The sequence below is a fragment of the Pelagibius sp. 7325 genome, from assembly GCF_037652055.1.
Taxonomy (GTDB): domain Bacteria; phylum Pseudomonadota; class Alphaproteobacteria; order Kiloniellales; family Kiloniellaceae; genus Pelagibius.
The window spans coordinates 419,572-443,231 of sequence record NZ_JBBKAH010000003.1 but is presented as its reverse complement, the minus strand read 5'-3'; the positions used below and the strand labels follow the sequence as shown (position 1 = coordinate 443,231).

The 23,660-nt window shown below is 68.6% G+C and carries 17 protein-coding genes; 6 read left to right on the top strand and 11 right to left on the bottom strand.

Annotation, left to right across the window (positions count from 1 at the left end; translation table 11 throughout):
* The first annotated feature begins 229 nt into the window (after nt 1–229).
* The 4 genes from WDC82_RS11090 to WDC82_RS11075 all read left to right on the top strand — a co-directional run bounded on the left by WDC82_RS11090 (nt 230) and on the right by WDC82_RS11075 (nt 6,703).
* Nucleotides 230–1,222, top strand: coding sequence for a hypothetical protein (locus WDC82_RS11090; RefSeq protein WP_340117372.1), 993 nt, complete (start codon nt 230–232; stop codon nt 1,220–1,222).
* The gene (locus WDC82_RS11085) at nt 1,104–2,765 is read left to right on the top strand and encodes a DNA polymerase Y family protein (RefSeq protein ID WP_340117774.1); all 1,662 of its coding nucleotides are present in this window, start codon (nt 1,104–1,106) and stop codon (nt 2,763–2,765) included. The genes WDC82_RS11090 and WDC82_RS11085 overlap by 119 nt, the downstream gene beginning before the upstream one ends.
* 170 nt (nt 2,766–2,935) lie before the next feature.
* The gene (locus tag WDC82_RS11080; RefSeq protein WP_340117371.1) at nt 2,936–3,268 is read left to right on the top strand and encodes a DUF559 domain-containing protein; all 333 of its coding nucleotides are present in this window, start codon (nt 2,936–2,938) and stop codon (nt 3,266–3,268) included.
* 192 nt (nt 3,269–3,460) lie between these two features.
* On the top strand, nt 3,461–6,703 hold the full coding sequence (locus tag WDC82_RS11075; protein WP_340117370.1) for an error-prone DNA polymerase: 3,243 nt from the start codon (nt 3,461–3,463) through the stop codon (nt 6,701–6,703).
* A gap of 33 nt (nt 6,704–6,736) precedes the next feature.
* On the opposite strand, the gene WDC82_RS11070 is transcribed toward WDC82_RS11075, so the two are convergent.
* The gene (locus WDC82_RS11070) at nt 6,737–7,255 is read right to left on the bottom strand and encodes a PAS domain-containing protein (RefSeq protein ID WP_340117369.1); all 519 of its coding nucleotides are present in this window, start codon (nt 7,253–7,255) and stop codon (nt 6,737–6,739) included.
* Nucleotides 7,256–7,537: 282 nt separating this feature from the next.
* Between WDC82_RS11070 and WDC82_RS11065 the strand changes: the two genes are divergently transcribed.
* Nucleotides 7,538–8,473, top strand: a complete 936-nt coding sequence (locus WDC82_RS11065) for a hypothetical protein (RefSeq protein ID WP_340117368.1) — start codon at nt 7,538–7,540, stop codon at nt 8,471–8,473.
* A 7-nt stretch (nt 8,474–8,480) separates the two neighbouring features.
* Here the strand turns inward: WDC82_RS11065 and WDC82_RS11060 are convergent, their stop codons facing one another.
* The 8 genes from WDC82_RS11060 to WDC82_RS11025 all read right to left on the bottom strand — a co-directional run bounded on the left by WDC82_RS11060 (nt 8,481) and on the right by WDC82_RS11025 (nt 17,449).
* Complete coding sequence (locus tag WDC82_RS11060) at nt 8,481–9,911, bottom strand: aspartate aminotransferase family protein (protein ID WP_340117366.1); 1,431 nt, start codon at nt 9,909–9,911, stop codon at nt 8,481–8,483.
* Between the two features lie 186 nt (nt 9,912–10,097).
* Nucleotides 10,098–11,915, bottom strand: coding sequence for an ATP-binding protein (locus WDC82_RS11055; RefSeq protein ID WP_340117365.1), 1,818 nt, complete (start codon nt 11,913–11,915; stop codon nt 10,098–10,100).
* Nucleotides 11,916–12,238: 323 nt separating this feature from the next.
* On the bottom strand, nt 12,239–12,913 hold the full coding sequence (locus WDC82_RS11050; RefSeq protein ID WP_340117364.1) for a hypothetical protein: 675 nt from the start codon (nt 12,911–12,913) through the stop codon (nt 12,239–12,241).
* A 240-nt stretch (nt 12,914–13,153) separates the two neighbouring features.
* On the bottom strand, nt 13,154–13,693 hold the full coding sequence (locus tag WDC82_RS11045) for a hypothetical protein (RefSeq protein ID WP_340117363.1): 540 nt from the start codon (nt 13,691–13,693) through the stop codon (nt 13,154–13,156).
* Between the two features lie 76 nt (nt 13,694–13,769).
* Nucleotides 13,770–14,492, bottom strand: a complete 723-nt coding sequence (locus WDC82_RS11040; protein WP_370661547.1) for an amino acid ABC transporter ATP-binding protein — start codon at nt 14,490–14,492, stop codon at nt 13,770–13,772.
* 240 nt (nt 14,493–14,732) lie between these two features.
* Nucleotides 14,733–15,623, bottom strand: coding sequence for an amino acid ABC transporter permease (locus tag WDC82_RS11035; protein ID WP_340117361.1), 891 nt, complete (start codon nt 15,621–15,623; stop codon nt 14,733–14,735).
* A gap of 10 nt (nt 15,624–15,633) precedes the next feature.
* Entirely contained in the window at nt 15,634–16,380 is a 747-nt protein-coding gene (locus WDC82_RS11030; protein WP_340117360.1) for an amino acid ABC transporter permease, read from the bottom strand.
* A gap of 232 nt (nt 16,381–16,612) precedes the next feature.
* Nucleotides 16,613–17,449 (bottom strand): transporter substrate-binding domain-containing protein, encoded by an 837-nt coding sequence (locus tag WDC82_RS11025; RefSeq protein WP_340117359.1) that lies wholly within the window; start codon nt 17,447–17,449, stop codon nt 16,613–16,615.
* A gap of 360 nt (nt 17,450–17,809) precedes the next feature.
* Here WDC82_RS11025 and putA point away from each other — a divergent pair, with 360 nt between their 5' ends.
* Nucleotides 17,810–20,965 (top strand): bifunctional proline dehydrogenase/L-glutamate gamma-semialdehyde dehydrogenase PutA, encoded by a 3,156-nt coding sequence (gene putA, locus WDC82_RS11020; RefSeq protein WP_340117358.1) that lies wholly within the window; start codon nt 17,810–17,812, stop codon nt 20,963–20,965.
* Nucleotides 20,966–21,067: 102 nt separating this feature from the next.
* Here the strand turns inward: putA and WDC82_RS11015 are convergent, their stop codons facing one another.
* Together WDC82_RS11015 and WDC82_RS11010 are read right to left on the bottom strand one after the other, a co-directional pair.
* Nucleotides 21,068–22,132 (bottom strand): Glu/Leu/Phe/Val dehydrogenase dimerization domain-containing protein, encoded by a 1,065-nt coding sequence (locus WDC82_RS11015; RefSeq protein ID WP_340117357.1) that lies wholly within the window; start codon nt 22,130–22,132, stop codon nt 21,068–21,070.
* A gap of 220 nt (nt 22,133–22,352) precedes the next feature.
* Entirely contained in the window at nt 22,353–23,555 is a 1,203-nt protein-coding gene (locus tag WDC82_RS11010; RefSeq protein WP_340117356.1) for an iron-containing alcohol dehydrogenase, read from the bottom strand.
* Nucleotides 23,556–23,660 lie beyond the last annotated feature (105 nt).

The window sequence follows — 23,660 nt, the reverse complement described above, 5'->3', positions numbered from 1 at the left end:
GTACCGCCTTTTTGGTGCGGACGTTCCTTCCTTCTAGGCGAATTGGAGGCCGGCTCTTTGTGGTCGTGGCGTAGGTATATGTTCTGCATACGGGGTTGCCTTCGGGACTTAGTGCCGGCTCCATGCTGTAATGGCTGATTGGGACTCCCCAACCTTGACTCTTCGCCTAGGGTTCTTTAGAACAAAACAGGAACAAACCTCCTGTTTCCCTTAGGTTGAAGAGTCGCCGATGTCGCTCCTTTTCCGCGAGAAAGGCCGGGTTTTCTCGGCTGCCGCGCCGGTAGCCGGCAGGGCGGCGGCTTTGCCCGAGTCCGGGGCTCGGATTCCCCCGGGGGAAGGACTCTTTTCCGCAGAAGCCGGCCCCATCGACGGCCTTACCGCCCTCCGTGGCCCCGGCGGCTTGGCCGCCATAAGAGAACAAGTCCGCCGCATCGAGCGCGGCGGCCTTTCCGGCCGGGCGCGCCCCGTCGCACCCCTGGGCCTTGCCGCCCTCGACGCGGCGCTGCCGGGCGGCGGGCTGCCGCTGGGGGCGCTGCACGAGATCGAGGGGGAGCGGGCGGAGTGGGACGACGGCGTGACGCTGGGCTTCTGCCTGGCGCTCTTATCGCGCCTGGAACGTGCCGTTCCCGGCGGAGCCCCCATCCTCTGGATCTCGCGCCAGGGCGATCTCTACCCGCCGGCGCTGGCGGGCCAGGGGCTCGCCCCCGCGCGCTTCCTGCTGGTGCGCGCCCGGTCCGACGCCGAGGTTCTCTGGGCGATGGAGGAGGGGCTGCGCTGCCGCCGCCTCTGCGCCGTGGTGGGCGAGGTCGAAGGGCTCGACCGCCTCGCCGGGCGGCGCCTACAGCTCGCCGCCGAGGCGAGCCTGGGAGCCCAGGGAGACCAGGGTAAAGGCGTCACCGCCTTCGCGCTGCACCGACGCTTCCGCCCGCTGCGTCAGGGCCGCGCGGCCAGCGCCGCGCTCAGCCGCTGGCGCGTGACGGCGGCACAGTCACAAGACGATCTGGGGGAGACATTCATCGGCCGCCCGCGCTGGCGGCTCGACCTGCTGCGCTGCCGCGGGGCGGCGCCCGGGTCCTGGCAAGTGGAGTGGGACGATGCGGCGTGTGGTTTCTCTTTGGCTTCCGCGCTTTGCGACCGACCGCTGGACGCGCAGCCGCGCCGCGAGCCGCGCGGCCCGGAAGGGGCAGGGGGAGAGCTGGTCGGCTTCCGGCACGCGGTCTGAGTCATGTACCCGGTCTGACGAGACGCGTCAGCCGCTCGCGCTGGTCGCCGACGACGTCACCCGCCTGGTCCTCGCGGCGGTGAACGCAGCGGCCGAGCGCGGCGGGCTGGAGCCCGGCCTGCCGCTGGCCGAGGCGCGCGCGCTGCTGCCCGGTCTCGTCACCGTGCCGCACGCGCCGCAGGCCGACGCCCGCGCGCTGGCCGCGCTCGCCGCCTGGTGCGCGCGCTACACGCCCTGGACGGCGCCCGACAGTGAGCACGATGCCGGCCTGTCCGTGTGGGGCGGCCCGTTCAGCGGCGGGGCGGGCGTGCTGCTGGATGTCACCGGCTGCGCCCACCTCTTCGGCGGCGAACGCGCGCTGCTGGAGGACCTGCAGGCGCGCCTTGCCGGCTTCGGCTACACGGCGCGCGCGGCGCTGGCCGACACCATCGGCTGCGCCTGGGCGATGGCGCGCCACGCCGCCACCACCGATCACCCCTGCGTGGTCGTGATGCCGGGGCATCAGCGCGCGGCGCTGGCACCGCTGCCGCCCCGGGCCCTGCGCCTCTTGCCGAAGACGGTGGAGCTGATGGACCGTCTCGGCCTGCGCCGTGTGGAAGATCTCTATCCCCTGAATGCCGCCGTCATGACGCCGCGCTTCGGCGCGCTGGCCGTGCGCCGCCTCGCCCAGGCGCTGGGGCAGGAGGCCGAGGCGCTCTCGCCGCAGTCCCCGCCGGCGGCCTGGCTCTCGCGGCAACTCTTCGCCGAGCCGGTGAGCGATCCCGAGGATATCGGCCGCGCCGTCACCCTGCTGCTGGCGCACCTCTGCGGCGAGCTGGCGCGCGCCGGGCGCGGCGCCCGGCAACTGGAGCTGACCGCCTACCGCAGCGACGGCAGCCTGCAGCGCCTGACGCTGGGCACCAGCCGGCCCAGCCGCGACGCGAAACATCTGCGCCGCCTCTTCACCGAAAAGCTGCCGCGCCTCGACCCCGGCTTCGGCATCGAGGTGATGACCCTCGGCGCCACGCTGACCGCAAAGCTCGCCGACCAGCAGATGACGCTCAGCCACGAGGGCGGCACGGCGGGCCAAGCGGCTGCAGAAGGAGCGAAGGACATTCCCGAGCTGGTCGACCGCCTTGCGGGACGCCTTGGCAACGGCGCCGTGCGTGCGCCGCGGATGGTCGAAAGTCATGTGCCGGAGCGCGCCTTCGCGCTCGCCCCCGCCGGTGGCGATGACGCAAACGACACCAGGGCGAATGATGACTGGCAGAAGACACCGCATCCGAAGCTGCGTCCCTTGCGCCTGCTCGCGCGGCCGGAACCGGTGGAGGCGCTGTCGCTGCTGCCCGACTATCCGCCCGCGCAGTTCCGCTGGCGCCGCGTCTTGCACCAGGTGGTGCGCGCCGAGGGGCCCGAACGCCTGCTTGGCGAGTGGTGGCGTACGGACGAGGAGGAGAGCGCCGCCCCGCCGCGCGACTACTTCCGCGTCGAAGACGCCGACGGCCGCCGCTACTGGCTCTACCGCGCCGCCGGCGACTGGTACCTGCACGGGCTGTTCGGGTGATGAAGTTCCCCGTCACCCAGCTCCGGCTAGGCTCGTTTCACTCGCCAAGCCTTCGCAACCCTCTCCCGCGAGGGGAGAGGGTTTGTTGTTTCCCTCTCCCCTCCGTGGGAGAGGGATGCGCAGCGTTAGCGCGTTCCACGCGATTACGCGAAGCTGGGTGAGGGGCAACGATGTCGCAAGCACGTGCACTGAGACGCAGCCAGACGACAGTGGAGCAAAAGCTTTGGTCGCGTCTGCGCAACCGCCGGCTGGAAGGGCACAAGTTCCGACGCCAGGTGCCGCTGGGGCGCTACATCGTTGACTTCTGCTGCTACGACGAACGCCTCGTGGTCGAACTCGATGGCTCACCGCACGGCGACGACCAGCGCCGCGCACGCGACCAGGAGCGCACGCTCTGGCTTGAAAGCCGCGGCTTCCGCGTGCTGCGTTTCTGGAACTTCGAGCTGCTGGAAAACATGGAGGGCGTGTTGATGCGGATTCTCGAAACATTGGAGAAACCGTGATCCCCCTCACCCAGCTCCGCCTAAGTTCGGTCTTCGACCTCACTAAGGCTTCACAACCCTCTCCCACAGAGGGGAGAGGGGATTTTGATTTGCCCTCTCCCCTGGAGGGAGAGGGCTACGAAGTCTTGCGCGAACAGCGTTCGCGCTTAGACGAAGCTGGGTGAGGGGGATGTCGCCGCAACCACACCGCCCATGAAAAAAAGAACACCGCCCCCCGACTACTTCCCGCTCGAAGTGACGAGCAACTTCTCCTTCCTGCGCGCGGGCTCGCATCCGGAAGAGCTGGTGCTGGCCGCCGCCGCGCTGGCGCTGCCGGGCATCGCCCTTGCCGACCGCAACTCGCTGGCCGGCGTGGTGCGCGCCCATGTCGCGGTGAAGGAGCTGGTGGCACGCGGCGAAAGCTTCCGCCTGCTGGTCGGTGCGCGCCTCGTTCCTGCAGCCGGCCCCGAACTGCTGTGTTTTCCGACTGACCGCGCCGCCTACGCGCGGCTCTGCCGCCTGCTCACCCTCGGCAAGCGGCGGGCGGCGAAGGGCGATTGTATTTTCTCGCTGGACGACGTCATTGCCCACGGGGGCGGCCAGGTCTTCGTCGTGCTGCCGGACGGCGATGTGGCGGAGGGGCTGCATGAGCTTGCCGCCGCCTTTCCCGGCAGCGTCTATCTCGGTGCCCGCGCGCTTTACCGGGGCGATGACCACCGCCGCCTCGCCGCGCTGGCCGCCCTTGCGAAAGAGGCCGGCGTCGGCCTTGCCGCCTGCAACGACGTGCGCCTGCACGTGGCCTCGCGCAAGCCGCTGCTCGATGTCGTCACCTGCATCCGCGAGCACTGCACCATCGATGCCGCGGGGTACCGCCTGGACGGCAATGCCGAGCGCCATCTGAAAAAGACAGAGGAGATGGCACATCTTTTCCGCAGCTATCCGGAGGCGCTGGCCAACACGCTGGAGATCGCCGAACGCTGCCGCTTCTCGCTCGACGAACTGTCCCACGACTATCCGGAGGAGCTGACCAGCGGTGGCCGCACGCCGCAGCAGGAACTGGAACACCTCACCTGGGAAGGCGCCGCGCGCCGCTATCCGAACGATCGCTATCCGGGGGGCGTGCCCGAGGGCGTGCAGCGGGCGATCCGCCACGAGCTCGGCCTCATCGGCCGCCTCGACTACGCGCCTTTCTTCCTCACGGTGGAGGACGTGGTGCGCTTTGCCCGTTCGCAGGACATTCTTTGCCAGGGGCGCGGCTCGGCGGCCAACTCGGCGGTCTGCTTTTGCCTGGGAATCACCGAGGTCGACCCGGCGCGCATGGATCTGCTGTTCGAGCGCTTCGTCTCCGCGGAGCGGCAGGAGCCGCCGGACATCGACGTCGATTTCGAGCACGAGCGCCGCGAGGAGGTGATGCAGTACATCTACGCCAAGTACGGGCGCGAGCGCACGGCGCTGACCGCCACCGTCATCTGCTACCGCACCCGCGGGGCGATGCGCGAGGTCGGCAAGGCCATGGGGCTTTCCGCCGATACCGTCGCGGCCCTGGCCGGTGCCATCTGGGGCTGGAGCAAGGAGGGCGTCGAGGAGGCTTCGGTGCGCGAGCTGGGGCTCGACCCGAACGATCGCCGCCTCGCCCAGGCGCTGGCGCTGACCCACATGCTGGTCGGTTTTCCGCGCCACCTCTCGCAGCATGTCGGCGGCTTCGTCATGACCCAGAGCCCTTTATGCGAAGTGGTCCCCATCGAGAACGCGGCGATGCAGGACCGCACGGTCATCGAATGGGACAAGGACGACCTCGACGCGCTGGGCATTCTCAAGGTCGACGTGCTGGCGCTCGGCATGCTGACCTGCCTGCGCAAGGGCTTCGAGCTGTTGCGCCGGCATTACGGCCGCGACCTCACGCTCGCTGCGGTGCCCGCCGAAGACCCTGCAGTCTACGAGATGCTCAGCCGCGCCGATTCCATCGGCGTATTCCAGGTCGAAAGCCGCGCACAGATGTCCATGCTGCCGCGCCTGAAGCCGCGCGAGTTCTACGATCTCGTCATCGAGGTCGCCATCGTGCGGCCGGGACCGATCCAGGGCGACATGGTGCATCCCTACTTGCGCCGGCGCGACGGCAAGGAGAAGGTCGAGTATCCCTCCGATGCCCTGCGCCGCGTGCTGGAAAAAACCTTGGGCGTGCCGCTGTTCCAGGAGCAGGCGATGCAGATCGCCATCGTCGGCGCCGGTTTCGCGCCGGCCGAGGCCGACCGGCTGCGCCGCGCCATGGCGACCTTCAAGCGCCTCGGCACCATCCACACCTTCCGCGACAAGTTCATCGCCGGCATGGGGGCGAACGGCTACAGCGAGGACTTCGCCGCGCGTTGCTTCAAGCAGATCGAGGGCTTCGGCACCTATGGCTTCCCCGAGAGCCACGCGGCGAGCTTCGCCCTGCTGGTCTACGTCTCCGCCTGGATGAAGCACCACTATCCGGCGGTCTTCGCCGCCGCGCTGCTGAACAGCCAGCCCATGGGTTTCTACGCGCCGGCACAGCTCATCCGCGATGCCCGCGAGCACGGCGTCGAGATCCGCGCGCCCGACGTGAACTTCAGCGCGTGGGACTGCACGCTCGAACCCGCCAGCGACCGCCAGGGCTACGCGCTGCGTCTGGGCCTGCGCCAGGTGAAGGGGCTTTCCGAAGACGATGCCAACGCGCTTGTCGCACAAAGAGACGAGGGCTATCCCGATCCCTTGTCGGTCTGGCGCCGCGCCGGGCTGAAGCCCCTGGCGCTGGAGGCGCTGGCGCGCGCCGATGCCTTCCGCTCGCAAGGACTTGCGCGGCGCGAGGCGCTGTGGGCGGTGAAGCGCCTGCCCGGCGAAAAGAAGAAAAGCGCACCGCTGCCGCTCTTCGCCGCTGCCGGCATCGAGGACCGCGGCGCCGAGCCGGCCGTCGCCTTGCCGAAGATGGCCTTGAGCGAACACGTCGTCGACGACTATCTCTCGCTGCGCCTTTCTCTGAAGGCGCATCCGCTCGCCTTTTTGCGCGAAACCCTGGCGCAGGAAGGTGTCGTGGAATCCATGCAGCTGTCCGAGCTGAAGCCCGGCAGCCGCGTGCGGGTGGCGGGCCTCGTGCTGGTGCGCCAGCGTCCGGGCAGCGCCAGCGGCGTCATCTTCGCGACCCTGGAGGACGAGACCGGCGTCGCCAACGTCATCATCTGGCCCCAGGTCTTCGAGGCCTACCGCGCCGTCGTTCTGAAATCGAGTTTGCTCGCCGTCAGCGGCCGGCTGCAGCGCGAGGGCTTGGTGATCCACGTCGTCGCCGAGGATCTGGTCGACATGACCGACCGCCTCGCCGGCCTGAAGTCCGACGCCGCGCGCGCCGACGAGGTGAAGCGCCCGACCCGCGACCAGCGCCCGGATATCCGCCGCCACCCGCGCGACGTGAACCCGATGCCCAAGTCGCGAGACTTCCACTGAAGGGTCGCGACATTTCTAAGAAGAGGCGCCGCGCTACCGCCGCGGCGGATCGCCCTGGTAGAGGGTCATCACCAGGATGATGTCGACGGTCCTGCCGTCCTCGGCGAGCGGCAGGTAGAGGCGCTCGGCCTCCACGAAATCGCGTCCCGGGTTGGACAGCACGCCGCTCCTGCGGTAGCCGGGTTCGCCGTTCTCGGCCACCGCGCGGTGGAAGCGGAAGGCCTCGGTGTTGGGGTAGTCGGGATAGACCGCATCGAGCGGCTTGCCGGTGGCGTCGCGCCCCGTGAACTTCACGATCTCCGTGCCGATCAGGCGGAACCGGAAGCGCGGGATATCGCCACCCTCGGGCTCGCGCAGCACGTCGATCATCCAGATGTTGGGCAGCAACTCGGGAATGTCGATGGGATCGAGATGCTGGCGCCCCGGCAGGAGCCTGGGCAAAGATCCGCCTCCTCCAGCCGGCGCCGGATGGATCGATCGCCAATAGTCGAACAGCGCCTTGATCTTGGGCGCCGCCTCCTTCGGCAAGGAAAAGACAGCCGTTGTCGGCATTCAGAAGCCCCGGGTGAAGCTCTGGGAGAAAGCATTAGCACCGTAACGTCTAAACTTCGCTAGCAGTTGCGGCGATTCTTTGACGGAAGCGAGGCAAAGAAGAGGTGTTTCCTACCGGGGGTAGAGCGCCGTTAACGCTTGACACCTCCGCGCGCCGTCCCGGTGCCGCCCGGGCTGCGGGATCACGCCGCGCCGGCCTCGGCCTTGAGACCATTGGCGGGCGAAGGGACAAGGCCCGGACGGGAAAATTTGCTAAGCTGGGACGATGCGTGACGGGAAAGCATGACAAGCGCACCGCTAGCCCAAGGGTCCGGATTTCTCGCCGGCTATCTGCGTGCCCACTGGCAGGGGCGGCATTCGCTGGCCTGGTCGTTCTGGATCAACCTGGTTCTGCTGCGCGTGGCAATTCTGAAGCTCGAGCCGTTCACCCGTCCGCCCTTCCTCGAGGATCCGGCTGTGGTGGCCGTCGCGACCGTTTCCTTCGCGCTGCTCTTCCATGGCGTCGTCTTCGCCTGGCAGGTCATCGGCGTGGTGCGGGCCTGCGACGCCTACCAGAACGATGCCGGCACCGGCGGTGTGACCATCATTACCTACATCGGCATCGTCGGGGCGATCGCCGTCACCCTGACCAGCGCGATCGGCGCTTTCCTGGTTCTGTTCCAGGGGCCGGCGGACGAGCCGGCATACCTGGCGCGGGAGCGTGACCGCGCCGCCCGCTACGTGCTGGCGCCTGATCCCGGCGACTCGACCCTGCTGCGTTTCGCGGGCACTTTGGAACTGGGCGCGACCCGGAAGCTGACGGCTCTGCTGCAGGACAACCCCCAGATTCGCGGCATCGTTCTCGACGGTCCCGGCGGCCACGTCTACGAAGCGCGCGGCATGGCCAGGTTGATCCAGCGCCACGGTCTCGACACTTTCGTTTTCGGCCAGTGCAGTTCGGCCTGCACCACCGTCTTCATCGCCGGCAGGACTCGGGTCTTGGGGCCTCAGGGGCGGCTCGGGTTTCATCAGCATTCGATGAATGCCGGATATCCGGCGTATCTCGGCGACGAGGCGGCCGAGATGAGCAAGGATCTCGCCTTCTACGAAGCCCAGGGCATCTCGGCCGGGTTCCGTGCGCAGGTCTTCGTCACCCCGCACGACGGCCTGTGGTTCCCCACGATCCAGGAGATGCTCGCCGCCGGTGTCGCCCACCGCGTCTCGGCGGTGCCTGAATAAACAGACGTCAGCCGGCCTTGTTCTTGAGCCCGTGCTTCGCGAGCGAACGGCCGAGGTCCCACACGGCGCCGCCGATCTGGTGGCAGTCGCCGATCACGTCGTCGAAGGCCTCGACGATCCACCGCCGGTCGGCCGCGTCGATGGTCAGCGTCGGCAGCAGCTTGATGATGTAGTTGTCGTCGCCGGAAACCTGGCAGAGGACCTGGTGATCGCGCAGCAGCGGGATCAGCACCATCTGGCAGAACAGGCCGCGCCGGGCCGTGTCCAGCAGGTGCCAGGCGGCTTTCAGCTTCAGGCCGCCCGGCTTCAGCGACGAGGGCGGGCCGAATTCCAGACCGATCATCAGGCCCTTGCCGCGCACGTCCTTCAACAGCTCGTACTTGTCCTTCAGCGCGGTCAGCTCGCTCATCAGCGCCTTGCCGGTGGTGTCCGCCTTCTCGACCAGCTTCTCCGCGTCCAGGGTCTCCAGCGTGGCGATGCCGGCGGCCATGGCCATGTCGTTCTTGCCGAAGGTGGAGCCGTGCACCAGCGCACGGTCCATGCGGTCGAACAGCTTGGCGAAGATCCAGTGCTTCATGGCGACGGCGCCGACCGGCACGAAGCCGCCGGAGAGCGCCTTGGCCAGCAGCACTATGTCCGGCTCGACGTTCCAGTGTTCGCAGGCGAGGAAGCGCCCGCTGCGTCCCAGCCCGGTCTGGATTTCGTCGGCGATGAAGAGGACGCTATGCCGCCTGCACAGGCGCGCGGCCTCGGCCAGGTAGGCGTCGTCGGGCATGTAGACGCCCTTGCCCTGGATCGGCTCGACGATGAAGGCGGCCACACCGCCTTCCCGGGCACCCTGCTTCAGCGCCGCCTCCAGGGCCGGCAGGTCGTTGAAGGGAACCTTTACGCACTCCGGCAGCAGCGGGCCGAAGCCCTTGCGGAACAGCTCGCTGCCGTTCAACGACAGCGCGCCGGTGGTGAGCCCGTGGAAGGCGTGGTTGCAATAGAGGATGCGCGGCTTGCCGGTCGCCATGCGGGCGAACTTGATGGCGGCCTCGACCGCCTCGGTGCCGGAATTGCAGAAGAACAGGCGCTCCAGCCCCGGCATCTTCGCCAGCAGCTTCTCCGCCAGCACGCCGGCCAGCAGCGAGACGTCGAGCTGCACCAGCCCGGGCAGCTGCGCATCCAGGACCTGGTGCAGTGCGGCGACGACGGCCGGGTGGTTGCGCCCCAGAGCGAAGACGCCGAAGCCGCTCAGCAGGTCGAGGTAGCGCCGCCCGGCCGCGTCGTAGAGGTGCGGGCCTTCGCCGCGCACGAAGTTCACGTCGTAGCCCAGGGTCTTCAGCACCCGCACCAGCTGCGCATTGAGGTAGGTCTCGTTCAGCGCATACTTTTCTCCCCGGCGTTCGGCCAGGATGGCGGCGAGATCGAAGGTTCCGGATGTGCCAGATGACATGGGGGGAGGTGGCGCCTTTCGAACGACGAAGCGATGTCGATGGTGTGCAACGTAAGCGCGAGTTCCGGAACTCTAGAGCAGATCAGGGCCGGATGGAATCGCCGAAGGTAATCCATCGCGCGAGGATCGGAGATGAAGCTTACGGTTGCCTGAAGCGCGGCCCGCGGCGGCGAGAAAAATAGGGCCTCAGGCCGAGGCCCCGGGAGCGGCGGCCGGGCGCGACGGCAGGCGACGGGTGGCCGGCAGCTGCACCACGGCGGTGGTGCCCTCGCCCGCTGTCGAATGGATGGCGAGGCGGCCGCCGTGCAGCTGCGCCAGCGCCTGGGTCACGTTGAGGCCCAGGCCGGTGCCCTCGACCGTGCGGGTGTGGGCGGAGGCGGCCTGGCCGAAGGGCTGCAGCGCGCGGGCCAGGTCTTCCGCGCTCATGCCGATGCCGGTGTCGCTGACGGCGATGCGGATGCCCGCACCGTCGCCGCCGGCGCTGAGCTCGACGCGGCCGCCCGGCCCGGTGAACTTGATGGCGTTGGACATCAGGTTGAAGACGATCTGCTTCAGCGCGCGCGCGTCCGCCCACAGGCGGATGTCGGTCTGCGGGCAGGCGAGGATGACGCCGCGCGTCGCGGCGCGCTCGCGCAGCAGGGCGACGCAGCGTCCCAGCAGGTCGCCGAGCTCGATCTCTTCCTCATGCAGCTCGTAGCGCCCGGCCTCGATCTTGGAGAGATCGAGGATGTCGTTGATGATCGACAGCAGGTGGCTGCCGCTCTCGTGGATGTGTTCGGCGTAGTTGCGGTAGCGGTCGTTGACGCCCTGGCCGAAGGCCTGGGTCGCGATGCTTTCCGAGAAGCCGAGGATGGCGTTCAGCGGCGTGCGCAGTTCGTGGCTGACCAGGGCCAGGAATTCCGACTTGGCGCGGCTGGCGGCGACGGCGCTGTGGCGCAGCTCGGCCTCGGTGCGGTGCTGCTGCTCGGCGCGGTCGCGCGCGCCGGCCAGGGCGGCGGCCTGCTGCTGCAGGGCCGCGTGGCTGGCCTCCAGCTGGCGCATGGTGTGCGCTGTGCGGCGGATGACGACGCCCAGCAGCCCCAGCCCGATCAGGGCGGCCGCCGTGCCGGGCAGCAGCAGCGGGTGCAGCATGAGGAAGCCCGGCTGTTCGGCCGTCCAGACGAGGCGGGCGAGCGGCCGGCTGTCGTAGGAGAACAGCGTCACGCTGGCCGTGTCGGCGGCGGCGTCGGCTTGGGCGGTATCGGCTGTCGTGCCGGGGCCGGTCAGGTGCAGGCCGGTCAGCAGGAAGCTCTCTTCCAGGGCCGCGAGGGTGCCGCTGTCCAGGCGCTGCAGGTAGACCAGCACGCTTTGCGCACCGCCGCGCTGGGTCGCCCGGCGCCCGTCTTGCCACGAGATCGGGGCGGCGGCCGCCAGCGCGATGGCGCCGTCGAACACCACGTAGCCGCTCAGCGCGACGCCGACACTGCCGGGGTCCGCCACACGGGCCGCCTCGGTAAGCGGGCCGAGGCCCTCGCTCACCCGCTGCAGGATCTCTGCGTCCAGCCGCTCGCCGTCCGCCATGGCGTAGACCACCCCGCCCTGGCCGTCCAGCAGCAGGGTGGCATCCATCTCCAGGCCCTCGTAGGCCCAGGTGCCGATGTTGGCGTCGGCCCAGGCCTCGTCCAGCGTGAGCACCAGCTTGTCGGCCGCGTCGTCCCAGAAGGCATAGTCACGCGTATTGCTCTCGATGTCGGCGCGGCCGCTGTTCAGCGCGGCCGTGGCCAGGTGTTCGGAGGCCTTGCGCGCCAGCTCGTTCTGCTCGCGCGCGGCGAACAGCAGCAGCACCAGGATGACGGCGACCAGCCCGGCGGTCAGCAGCCCCAGCGGCCACAGCAGGCCGCGCAGGGTCGGCCGTTTCGGCGTGGCCGGGTGCTCCTGCTGCATGTGCTGCGCCGGCGCCTCTTCGTTCGCGGGGCGCTCGTGCGGCACGCGCTGCGGCGCAGGAGGGCAGGGCAGAACGGTCATGGTCTCTCGGGTGTAGCTCAGGTCATCCAGGCGCCGCGGCTCCCCACGGCGGTCGCGCGGGCCGGCGCCGGTTCGTCCGGCATCCCCAGTCTCTCATTTCTTGGGTTAAGCCCCCGTGAAGGCGGCTGGGAAGGGACGCACCGAATATCGTCACGGCGCGCAGCAAAAGCAACTATGCCGCCCCCCTTGCCTCCGTTTCACCCGTGACAAGGGATGAAACGAACCGCTGGCGCGAAGAAGGCGGGCTCACACCCGCCGCTGCGGCGAGAAGGAGGATTATGCTCACAGAATCCGGCCGGCGACGGCGTGCTGCGAGAAGGGTTTCAGTTGAGACGGCGGCAGTCGCTCAGCGCGGTGTCCGCCTGGCCGAGGTTCTTCGGCACCAGCATGCACAGAGCGTGGCTCTTGCCGTTGCGCAGCAGCAGAGTGTAGGCGCCCGAGGCCCCGGCCGCCTGGTCCAACTGCCAGCCCTCCGACAGCAACTGCTCCAGGCTCCGGTTCAGCGGTTCGAAGCGGGTGGCGACCCCGTAGGGCACCAGCGCGGCGGTCAGCTCGTCCATCACGCTGGCGACGCTCTCTCCGGTGCCCTCGCCGGCGCCAGGCGCCGCGGCGTCGCTGCCGGCCGGGCCGGCCGCGGTCGCCGCCGGTGCCTCTGGCGCGCGAACCAGCGCGATGGTCGGCCCGCCGGGGATGGCCAGCTCGGCGTTGTCGGCATCGCGGAAGGTGAAGCGGGCCGGCGGATTGCCCGGCCCACCGATGAAGATCTCGTAGAACCCGCCGCTGCCCTGCGCGGTGTAGGGGATCTCCGGCTCATCGGCGCCGAACTGCAGGGTATTGGCCGTGATGATCAGCTGTTCCTGCTGGCCGGTTGCCGGGTCCTCGGCCGTCCAGGTGCCAACGAGTGGGCTGGCTTGGTTTGATGTTGCTTGGGCGCCCGCCGCATCGCTCCACCCGACAAGACAGAGCGCGAGGGCGAAAAACAGAACGGAAGCGCGCATGAACCGGGTCCCCCTCTCAAAAAGGTTGTGGAGAGCAAGGAACTGCTCTCAACCGCATGGGCCGGCACGGGCACGGCCGCGCTGAACAAGGAGGGAAACAAACCCGGCGAGGGGATCGGAGTATAGCGCACACCCGAACCGCGCGGCAGCGCGATTGCGGGGTGGGTGGTGGAAACGAGATCCATTTTGGGACTCAGCCTTCCAGCGCGATGTTTCAGAACGCGAGCGTCGCTCCCGTCCTCACCCCTGCGGCTCGCGCAGCCATTCGACGCCGGGCGGCGGTACGCTCGGGGAGACGCCCGCGTCGCGCGGGCGGGCGAAGTCCTTCAGGGGATCGGGCAGGTAGCTGTAGCGCTCGTCCGGGGCGAAGAGCCGCAGGCGGCCGTCGTGCAGCAGGCCGGCGCGGACGCTGCCGTCGTAGATCTTCACCAGCACCATGGCCTCTTCCTCGCCGCCCTGGTGCGGGGCGAGGCCGCGCAGCACCAGGTGGCCGCCGACGAAGTCGATCGGTCCGGCCACTGCGAGATTCGCGACGATGACGGGCAGGTCGGCGCCGGCCAGCTTTTCCAGCGCCGCCTTCACCGCCGGGTCGCCGAGCACGGCGTCGTAGCGGTAGGTGCCGATGTGCGGTGCCAGGTGGCCGAGCGTGCCGTTCTTCCAGTCGATCTCCTCGGCACGGGCCGGGCCGGCAAGCGCGGGGCAGAACGCCGCGCATGCGAGGGCTGCGAGGAACGCGCGGCGCCCAGCGCTATCGGAGACAATTAAAGACGGCAGGGGCATGGCGTCTGGCTCCACGATGGTTCCCGGATCGCGCGCGCTTTCCTCGTTTGTCCGGGATGCCGGCGAGGGGAGGCGGTCACAAAATCTGGCTCAAAAACTCCCGTGTCCGCGGGTCCTTCGCTTCCTTGAAGAAGGTCGCGGGCGGGCCGTGCTCCACGATCACGCCGCGGTCGGTGAAGTAGATGTGGTCGGCCAGTTCGCGGGCGAAGCCCATTTCGTGGGTGACCAGGATGCAGGTCATGCCTTCCTCGGCGAGCTGGCGGATGGTGACCAGCACCTCCTTCACCGTCTCGGGGTCGAGCGCCGCGGTCACCTCGTCGAACAGCATGACGTCGGGGCGCATGGCCAGCGAACGGGCGATGGCGACGCGCTGCTGCTGGCCGCCGGAGAGCTCGCCGGGGTAGGCGTCCTCCTTGCCTTCCAGGCGCACCTTGCGAATGAGCGCGCGGGCACGCTCCTCGACCTCGCGGCGGTCCTCTTTCAGCACCTTGATGGGCGCCATCATCACGTTCTGCAGCGCCGTCTTGTGCGGGAAGAGGTTGTACTGCTGAAACACCATGCCGACCTTGCGGCGCAGCGCCAGCTTGTCGAGCCGGGGGTCATGGACCTCCTGGCCCTCCACCTTAATGGAGCCCTTGTCGATGGGGGTGAGCGCGTTGATGCAGCGGATGAAGGTCGACTTGCCGGAGCCCGAAGGCCCGATGACGCAGACCACGTCGCCCTTCATGAGGTCCAGCGAGATGCCCTTCAGCACCTCCAGCGTGCCGAACGACTTGTGCACGTCGCGGCAGGAGACGATGGGCTGCTCGGGGGTCCAGGCGGTGGCGGGGGCGGTGGTCATGGGCATTCTCTCAGGCTTCGCAGGCGCTGGCGACAGCGCCGCCGCAACAGAAAGTCCTCTCCCCTTGTGGGAGAGGATTTAGGTGAGGGGGCTTTGCCGGCGATCGACTCTTATTCATGCATCGAGAGTCACCCTCACCCCGACCCTCTCCCATCAAGGGAGAGGGGGGAACTGCCTCCATTATCACAGCTTCCCTCATCACAGCTTCACCTGGTAGCGGCGCTCCAGGCGGCGAGTCGCCACGGCGATGGGGTAGCAGTAGGCGAAGAAGCAGACCAGGACGAAGCTGTAGAAGGGGATCAGCAGCTCCGGCCGGTTCTCGGCGGCCAGCGCGCGGCCCGTCTGGGTCATCATCTCGGAGACGCCGACGATGGAGGCCAGCACGGTCGCCATGGTGAGGATGGCGTAGAGGTTCATCCACGGCGGCAGCATGCGTTTCACGCACTGCGGCAGGATGATCTCCCACAGCGTCTGGCGCCGCGAGAAGGCGAGCGATTCGGCGGCCTCCCACTGGCCCGATGGCAGCGACTGCACGGCGCCGCGCACGACCTCGGAGACGTTGGCCATGACCGGCAGCGAGAGCCCCAGCGTCGCCTTCACCCAGTCGGGGAAGGGGATCACCACGAAACCGAGGTCGAACTCGAAAGGCAGCAGGAACATGCAGAAGAACAGCAGCACCAGCCAGGGCGCGTTGCGGAAGAACTGGGTGACGAACCACGAGCCGAAGCGCACCGGCGGCAGCAGCGAGACCTGCATGAGCCCCAGCACGGCGCCGACGGCGGTGCCCCCCGCCATGGCGAGGAAGGAGATCGCGATGTTGAAGAGGAATCCATCCAGCAGCAGCGGCGCCCAGTCGATGAGGGCGGCAAAGGCGCTGCGCCGGGCTTCGCCGCCGGCCCCCGTTCCCATCTGGGCGTCAGCGACGCCGGCGGAGAGCAGGCAGAGGGCGGCGAGCCACAGGCCGTGGCGTGCCCTCAGGCGCGGCAGCGGGCCGCCGGCCTCTCTGTCCCGCCTGGCGGCTGCCTGAAGACGCGCGGCCGCGGGCAGCAGCACGGGCAGGTCGGTGGTGCCGAAGGGGATGCGCTTCATCTCCCGGCCCTCACGATCCGAACCCGGGCAGGCGCATCGAGCGCTCCCAGCGGTTCATGCCCCACACCAGCACGCCGACGAGAAACACGTAGGCGATCAGCAGGAAGGTCATCATCTCCGGCACGTTCACCGAGTCCGACCAGATCTGGTTGGCCTGGTACAGCATCTCCGGCACGGCGATCGCATAGGCCAGCGTGGTGGTCTTAACCAGGTTCACCAGGTTGTTGTTCAGCGACGGCAGGCAGACGCGGAAGGCCAGCGGCAGCACGATCTCCAGGTAGGTCTGCAGCCGCGTGTAGCCCAGCGCCTCGGCGGCCTCCTTGGTCGACTCCGGCACCGCCTCGATGCCGGAGCGGAAGATCTCCACGTTGAAGGCGCCGGCGAAGAACGACAGCGAGATGATCGCCCAGGCGACGTTGTTCAGGACCGGCTCTTCCAGGCCGAAACGGTTGGTCGTGGTCGGCATGATCGAGCCGATGGCGAAGTAGAAGAAATAGAGCTGCACCAGCGGCGGCGTGTTGCGGAAGAATTCGATGTAGGCGGCGACGCACCAGCGCAGCGCGCGCGAGCGCGCGCCCTGCGCCCAGGCGCCGATCACGCCGATGACGACCGAGAGCGCGAGGCAGACCAGCGACAGCCACACCGTCGTCCAGAAGCCGGCGAGCAGGCGGTTCCGGTCGTAGCTGTCGTAGATGAAGGTGAGGTTGATGCCGGTGTCCTGGTAGAACACCCGGAACCATTCGTAGACGGCTTCCACCCTTGCCTCGGGCCCCCTAAGTTTCTTTTTCTGTCATGCCTGGGCTTGACCCGGGCATCCGTCGTTCCGCCGCTGCGGACCGCGTCCTTGAAGCACGGGACTCGGGTATCATTGCAACGGCATCCGGGTATCGGGCCAGCGGCCCCATGGACCCCCGGGTCAAGCCCGGGGGTGACAGGTTACCTGCGCAACCCTCTCCCGCCCAAATGGCATTGGGGGGAGAGGGGAACAATCAGCGCTCGATCTTCGGGTTCACGCCAACGAACGTCTCGTGCATCTTCTTGGCGAAGGGTGTCGGCTCCAGGCCGTACTTCTGCTCCAGCTCGACGATGCGGCCGGAGAGGTGCCACTTCACCACCATGCCGGACATCAGCGCCGCAAAGGCGTCCTGGCCCTTGGCGACGGCGAGGCCCCACGGCGCGTCGTCGATGGTCGGCAGCGGCATCTTCCAGCCTTCCCAGTCGGCCTCGGCCAGGCGCGAGACGATGAAGCTGTCGTCGTAGACGAAGGCGACGCAGCGGTTCTGCTGCAGGGCCGTCAGCGCTTCGGCCGTGCCCTTGAAGGCGACGATCTCGGCGCCGAACTCCTCCGAGGTCTTGCGGTTGTAGAAGGCGCCCTGGATGCCGCAGACCGGCGCCCCTTTGAGGTCCTCCCACTTGGCGAAGTTGCCCTTGGTCAGGATGTTGGTGCCCGAGGAGTAGTAGTTCGGATCGACGATTTCGACCACGCCGCGCCGCTCGGCGGTATCGGTCATGGTGGCGATCATCAGGTCGATCTTGCCCTGCTCCAGGAACTGCATGCGGTTGGAGGAGACCACCGGCACCAGCTCCAGCGACACGCCCAGCACGTCGGCCACGTCCTGCGCCAGGTCCGGCTCCAGGCCGACGATTTTGCCGTCGCTGTTGAGGAAGCCGTAAGGCGCGTAGTCCGCCTTCACACCGACGATCAGCTTGCCGCGCTTGCGGATGTCGTCGATCGCGTCGGCCGAGGCCGCCGATGCCATCGCCGTCGTCGCCAGCACCGCGATGCCCGTCGCGGCCGCCAGAGCCTTGAAGCGACCTGTATTCATCCACCTTGCCATGAGTCTCCCTTTCTTCTTCCCTGTGATAGGCCTGCAACGCGCCCTACTGCGCGACAGCCGGCGGCGTAAAGCCGCGCTCTCTTCCGGCCGGCGGCGGAAAGCCGCGCTCCCCGCCGGATGAGGCCGGTAAGACTAGAGCGGCGCGGCGGGGCTGTCCATGCACGGCATGTCTAGGCAGGCCGGTGCGGTTGAGTGGCCGTCAAGGGCTGCAACCCGGCGGCTCGGCGTGCTATCAATGCGCTCGCGCCGCTTTGCTAGAGCCCGCTTTTCTTGACGGGCCCGGGAATCGGCGGGACAGTCGCGCAAGGCCTCACGAAGGCGGGAAACAGGGTGATGGGGAGCCGGGACATGATTGTCGACAAACAAGCCTCGGCGGTGGACCCGCTGCGCGCCAAGCTGCGCGATCACCTGCGCAAGGACGAGGCCGCGGTGGTGCGCGCGCTGCTCGATGCCGCCGCGCTGCCGCACGACGCGCAGGACCGCATCGCCGACGCGTCGCGGCGTCTGGTCGCCGCGGTGCGCCGCGAGCGCGTGGGGCTCGGCGGGCTGGACGCCTTCCTGCATGAGTTCGAACTCTCCAGCCGCGAGGGCGTGGTGCTCATGTGCCTTGCCGAGGCGCTGCTGCGGGTGCCCGACTCGCTGACCGTCGACAAGCTGATCAAGGACAAGATCGCCGACGCCGACTGGGAGGCGCACCTCGGCCATTCCGACTCGCTGTTCGTCAATGCCTCGACCTGGGCCCTCATGCTCACCGGCCGGGTAGTGAAGCTGCGCCGCGACGACGTGCGCGACCTCACCGGTACCCTGCGCAATATGGTGCAGAAGTCGGGCGAGCCGGTGATCCGCCGCGCGGTGACCCAGGCCATGCGCATCCTCGGGCGTCAGTTCGTCATGGGCCGCACCATCGAGGAGGCGCTGGAGCGCGCCAAGGCCAACGAGAAGAAAGGCTATCGCTACTCCTACGACATGCTGGGCGAGGCCGCCCACACCATGGCCGACGCCAGGCGCTACTTCGAATCCTACCGCAAGGCCATCGCCGCCATCGGCAAGGTGGCGGCGGGAAGAGGACCCATCGATGCCCCGGGCATCTCGATCAAGCTCTCGGCGCTGCACCCGCGCTATCTCTTCGCTCAGCGCGAGCGGGTGATGGCCGAACTGGTGCCGCAGCTGAAGGCGCTGGCGCTGGAGGCCAAGGCGGCGGACATCGGCCTCACGGTGGATGCGGAGGAGGCCGACCGCCTCGATCTATCAATCGACGTCATCGAGGCTGTGTCCGGCGATCCGGACCTCGCCGGCTGGAACGGCTTCGGCCTCGCGGTGCAGGCCTACCAGAAGCGCGCGCTGCCGCTGCTCGACTGGCTGGCGGACATGGCCAAACGCCACAAGCGCCGCCTCATGGTGCGCCTGGTGAAGGGCGCCTACTGGGACAGCGAGGTGAAGCTGGCGCAGGAGCTTGGGCTCGACGGCTATCCCGTGTTCACCCGCAAGGCCGCGACCGATCTCTCCTATCTCGCCTGCGTGAAGCGGCTGTTATCTGATCCAGACGCCTTCTATCCGCAGTTCGCGACCCACAACGCGCACTCGGTCGCCTGGATCCTGGAAGCCGCGGGCAACAGAAAGGACTATGAGTTCCAGCGCCTCCACGGCATGGGCGAGGCGCTCTATCAGCAGATCGTCGGGCCGGAGAAGCTCGATCATCCCTGCCGAATCTACGCGCCGGTCGGCAGTCACGAGGACCTGCTCGCCTACCTCGTGCGCCGTCTGCTGGAGAACGGCGCCAACTCCTCCTTCGTGAACCGCATCCAGGACGAGAAGCTGCCGATCGACGAGATCATCGCCGACCCCGCCCTGAAGCTGCGCAGCGTCAGCCAGATTCCGCATCCGGGCATTCCGCTGCCGGCCGATCTCTTCCAGCCGGAGCGCAAGAATTCCGAAGGCGTCGACCTGAACGACCCGCGCAGCCTCGAGGCGCTGCAGCAGGCCATCGACTCCGCGCGCGCCGAGCCCTGGGAGGCGGGGCCCGTGGTCGGCGGCGCGCCGCTGAAAGGCGAATGGCGCGACGTCACCAACCCGGCGGACCGGCGCGAGGTCGTCGGCCATATCGCCTGGGCCGATCCGGCGCAGGCGGAGGACGCGCTGGCCCGTGCCGCGCGCGCTGCGGCGGCCTGGGACCGCACCCCGGCCGCCGAGCGCGCCGCCTGTCTGGAGCGTGCGGCGCAGCTGATGACCGCGCAGATGCCGCGCCTCATCGCCTTTTGCCAGCGCGAGGCCGGCAAGGCGCTGGGCGACGGTGTCGCCGAGGTGCGCGAGGCGGTCGACTTCCTGCGCTACTACGGTGCAAGAGCCAGGGCCGACTTCGGCCCGCCGACGCCGCTGCCGGGCCCGACGGGAGAGCGCAACGAGCTCTCGCTGCACGGGCGCGGCGTCTTCCTCTGCATCTCGCCGTGGAACTTCCCGCTGGCGATCTTCACCGGCCAGGTTGCGGCGGCGCTGGCCGCCGGCAACGCGGTCATCGCCAAGCCCGCCGAACAGACCGGGCTCATCGCCGCCGAGGCGGTGAAGCTGCTGCACCAGGCCGGCGTGCCCGGCGACGTGCTGCACCTGCTGCCCGGTGACGGCCCGACCATCGCCGCGCCGCTGGTGCGCGACCGCCGTGTCGCGGGTGTCGCCTTCACCGGCTCCACCGAGACCGCGCGGCTCATCAATAAGGCCCTGGCCGAGCGCGAGGGGCCCATCGTGCCTCTGATCGCCGAGACCGGCGGGCAGAACGCCATGCTGGTCGACTCCACCGCCCTGCCTGAGCAGGTGGTGGAAGATGTGTTGACCTCGTCGTTCCAGAGCGCTGGGCAGCGCTGCTCGGCGCTGCGCGTGCTCTTCGTGCAGTCGGACGTCGCCGACAAGATGCTGAAGATGCTGAAGGGCGCCATGGAAGAACTCGTCGTCGGCGATCCCGCCCTGCTGTCCACCGACGTTGGCCCGGTGATCGACGAGGACGCGAAGAAGGTGCTCGAGGCCCACAAGGCGAAAATGGCGCGCGAGGCGACGCTCATTTACGAGGTCGCGCTGCCCAACGCTTGCGCGCACGGCAGCTTCATTGCGCCGGCGGCCTACGAAATCGCCGGCATCGACGTGCTGGAGCGCGAGGTCTTCGGCCCGATCCTCCACGTGGTGCGCTACCGCGCCGACCGCCTCGACCAGGTGCTCGACGCCATCGCCGATACCGGCTACGGCCTGACGCTGGGCGTGCACAGCCGTATCGACTCCACGGTGGAGCAGGTCTTCCGCCGCTTGCCGGTCGGCAACACCTACGTGAACCGCAACATGATCGGCGCCGTGGTCGGCGTGCAGCCCTTCGGCGGGCAGGGCCTGTCTGGTACCGGACCCAAGGCCGGCGGCCCGCGCTACCTCTACCGCTTCGCGACGGAAAAGAGCCTCTCCATCGACACGACCGCGGCCGGCGGCAACGCGTCGCTGATGTCGCTGCAGGAGGGGGTGTCGCGCTAAGAAGAACCCTCTCCCCACCGTGGGAGAGGGTTGCGCAGTCTTAGCGAGGCGAAGCCGAGCTTAGATGAAGCTGGGTGAGGGGGAAGCGGCGCCGGAGGTGACTTAGGCCGCCGCCGTCCGCCTTTCCCTTACCGGCGACTTCCTGAAGCGTTCCTCCGCCAAACGGTCGGCGGCTTCAGAGGTCGCGACCTTGTGGGCGTCGGCGCGGCGGAAGATTTCCAGCAGGGTGTCGTGGATCTGTGCCACGTGGGCGAAGGCTTTCGATTCGTCGTAGGCGGGGCCTTCGTGGCTGATGACGATGACGCCGCCGGCATTGATCACGTAGTCCGGCGCGTAGAGGATGCCGCGCTTGCGCAGTGCTTCCCCGTGGCGTGCCTCGGCGAGCTGGTTGTTGGCCGAGCCGGCGACGATCTTCGCCTTCAGCTGCGGCAGGCTCGCGTCGTTGATGGTGGCCCCCAGCGCGCAGGGTGCGTAGATGTCGACCGCCGCGGCGGCGATGGCCTCGGGCGCCACAACGTGAGCGTCGAACTCGCGCACGACGCGGTCCAGCGAGTCCTGGGCGATGTCGGCGACCACCAGCTCGGCGCCTTCGGCGGCCAGGTGGCGGCAGAGGTAGTAGCCGACGTGGCCGACGCCCTGCACGGCGACGCGCAGGCCGCGCAAAGTATCGACGCCGAGGCGGTGCTTCGCGGCGGCCTGGATGCCCTTGTAGACGCCGTAGGCGGTGGCGGGGGAGGGATCGCCGACGCCGCCGGCGGCGACACCGGCAACGTGCGCGGTTTCTTTGGCCATGATCTCGACGTCGGGCACCGAGATGCCGACGTCCTCGGCCACGGTGTAGCGCCCGCCGAGGCTGTCGACGTAGCGCCCCATGGCGCGGAACAGCGCGTCCGACTTGTCCCGGCGCGGATCGCCGATGATGACCGACTTGCCGCCGCCGTAGGAAAGGCCGGCCAGGGCCGACTTGTAGGTCATGCCGCGTGAAAGCCGCAGCGCGTCGGTGACCGCCGCTTCCTCGCTGGCATAGGGCCACATGCGGCAGCCGCCCAGCGCGGGCCCGATGTTGGTGTTGTGGATGGCGATGATGGCCTTCAGGCCGCTCGCGGGGTCGTGACAGAAGACGACCTGCTCGTGGCCGTCGAATTCCCGGTGCTCGAAAACAGACATGACAACCTCATCAATGGTGCCCCGTTCTCGGCGCCTGCCTTGTTGCGCAGGTCTTGCCTGTCTTCAAACCTCGGCCGTTGTGTTTAAGTATTCAATAAGAAGATCAGGGCCCCGGCAAAATAGACGGATCGTTAAAAAGGGCGCCTCCGCCGTTTTCGGAAGAGACGCCCCTGCTGCTTTCCAGTGAAAGAAAATTACCGGCCGGACTCGGCCCGAAATTTCAGACTCGGCCCTCCAGGGCCGCTTCGAACATCTGGCGCATCTCCGCCGCGCCCGCGGGAATGGGATTGGTCGGCGCCGTCGGGTCCTCGGCGGCCATCTCCGCGATCTCGTCGATGCGGGCGCCGTCGACGCCCAGGCCGTCCAGCTTGGCCGGGATCTTCAGTTCCTCGCGCAGCGCCAGGATCCAGTCCTGCACCGCGTTGAACGAGGGGTTCTTGAGGCCCAGGTAGGCGGCCAGGCGGACCATGCGGTCCTCGATGGCCGGGCGGTTGAAGGCCAAGACGTAGGGCATGAAGACGGCGTTGGTGAGTCCGTGGTGGGTGTCGTAGAGCGCGCCCACCGGGTGGCTCAGGGAGTGGATCGCGCCGAGGCCCTTCTGGAAGGCGGTGGCGCCCATGGAGGCCGCGGCCAGCATGTGGGCGCGCGCGGCCAGGTCCTTGCCGTCCTTCACCGCCTTGGGCAGCCAGTCCTTCACCAGCCTCATGCCTTCCACGGCGATGCCCTCGGCCATCGGGTGGTAGCCCGGCGCGCAGTAGGCCTCGATGCAGTGGGCGAGGGCGTCCATGCCGGTGGCGGCGGTGATGTGCGGCGGCAGGCCGACGGTCAGTTCGGGGTCGGAGATCACCGTGGCGGGCAGCATCTTCGGGTGGAAGATGATCTTCTTGGTGTGGGTCGCCTCGTCGACGATGACCGAGGCGCGGCCGACCTCAGAGCCGGTGCCGGCGGTGGTCGGCACGGCGACGATGGGGGCGACGCCCGCCGGATCGACGCGCTTCCAGTTGTCGCCCTTGTCCTCGAAGTCCCACAGCGGACGGGACTGGCCGACCATCAGGGCGACCGCCTTGGCGCAGTCCAGGCCCGAGCCGCCGCCGAAGGCGATGACGCCGTCGTGGCCGCCGTCCTTGTAAGCCGTCACGCCCTCGTCGACGTTCTTGCCGACCGGGTTCGGTTTCACCGCCGAGAACAGCCCGGTGGGCAGCCCCTCCGCCTCGTTGGCGGCGACCGCATCCTTCACCATCGGCAGGCCGGCCAGGCCCGGATCGGTGACCAGCAGCGGGCGGCTCATGCCCAGCGCCTTGCAGGCCTGGCCCAGGTTCTTGATGCGGCCGGGGCCGAAGATCATCTGGGTCGGATAGTTCCAGTTGCCCTTCAGGTTTTCGGCCAGGGTCTGGGCTTTGTCGAGCGAGCTGTCGGAAGGCATGAGCGGAAACCTCGGTCAAGTGGGCGCCCTGGACCGAACTCTCGGAAGCGGGGCCGCCGGGCAGGAAAATCGAAGGCCGCAGTGAGGCAAAATTCCGTGGGGCGG

Coding starts and splice junctions, on each gene's coding strand:
- WDC82_RS11060 (WP_340117366.1), bottom strand. CDS start 9,911: ATGTCATCTGGCACATCCGGAACCTTCGATCTCGCCGCCATCCTGGCC.
- WDC82_RS11080 (WP_340117371.1), top strand. CDS start 2,936: ATGTCGCAAGCACGTGCACTGAGACGCAGCCAGACGACAGTGGAGCAA.
- WDC82_RS11055 (WP_340117365.1), bottom strand. CDS start 11,915: ATGACCGTTCTGCCCTGCCCTCCTGCGCCGCAGCGCGTGCCGCACGAG.
- WDC82_RS11035 (WP_340117361.1), bottom strand. CDS start 15,623: ATGAAGCGCATCCCCTTCGGCACCACCGACCTGCCCGTGCTGCTGCCC.
- WDC82_RS11050 (WP_340117364.1), bottom strand. CDS start 12,913: ATGCGCGCTTCCGTTCTGTTTTTCGCCCTCGCGCTCTGTCTTGTCGGG.
- WDC82_RS11015 (WP_340117357.1), bottom strand. CDS start 22,132: ATGTCTGTTTTCGAGCACCGGGAATTCGACGGCCACGAGCAGGTCGTC.
- WDC82_RS11070 (WP_340117369.1), bottom strand. CDS start 7,255: ATGCCGACAACGGCTGTCTTTTCCTTGCCGAAGGAGGCGGCGCCCAAG.
- putA (WP_340117358.1), top strand. CDS start 17,810: ATGATTGTCGACAAACAAGCCTCGGCGGTGGACCCGCTGCGCGCCAAG.
- WDC82_RS11010 (WP_340117356.1), bottom strand. CDS start 23,555: ATGCCTTCCGACAGCTCGCTCGACAAAGCCCAGACCCTGGCCGAAAAC.
- WDC82_RS11075 (WP_340117370.1), top strand. CDS start 3,461: ATGAAAAAAAGAACACCGCCCCCCGACTACTTCCCGCTCGAAGTGACG.
- WDC82_RS11090 (WP_340117372.1), top strand. CDS start 230: ATGTCGCTCCTTTTCCGCGAGAAAGGCCGGGTTTTCTCGGCTGCCGCG.
- WDC82_RS11065 (WP_340117368.1), top strand. CDS start 7,538: ATGACAAGCGCACCGCTAGCCCAAGGGTCCGGATTTCTCGCCGGCTAT.
- WDC82_RS11045 (WP_340117363.1), bottom strand. CDS start 13,693: ATGCCCCTGCCGTCTTTAATTGTCTCCGATAGCGCTGGGCGCCGCGCG.
- WDC82_RS11025 (WP_340117359.1), bottom strand. CDS start 17,449: ATGAATACAGGTCGCTTCAAGGCTCTGGCGGCCGCGACGGGCATCGCG.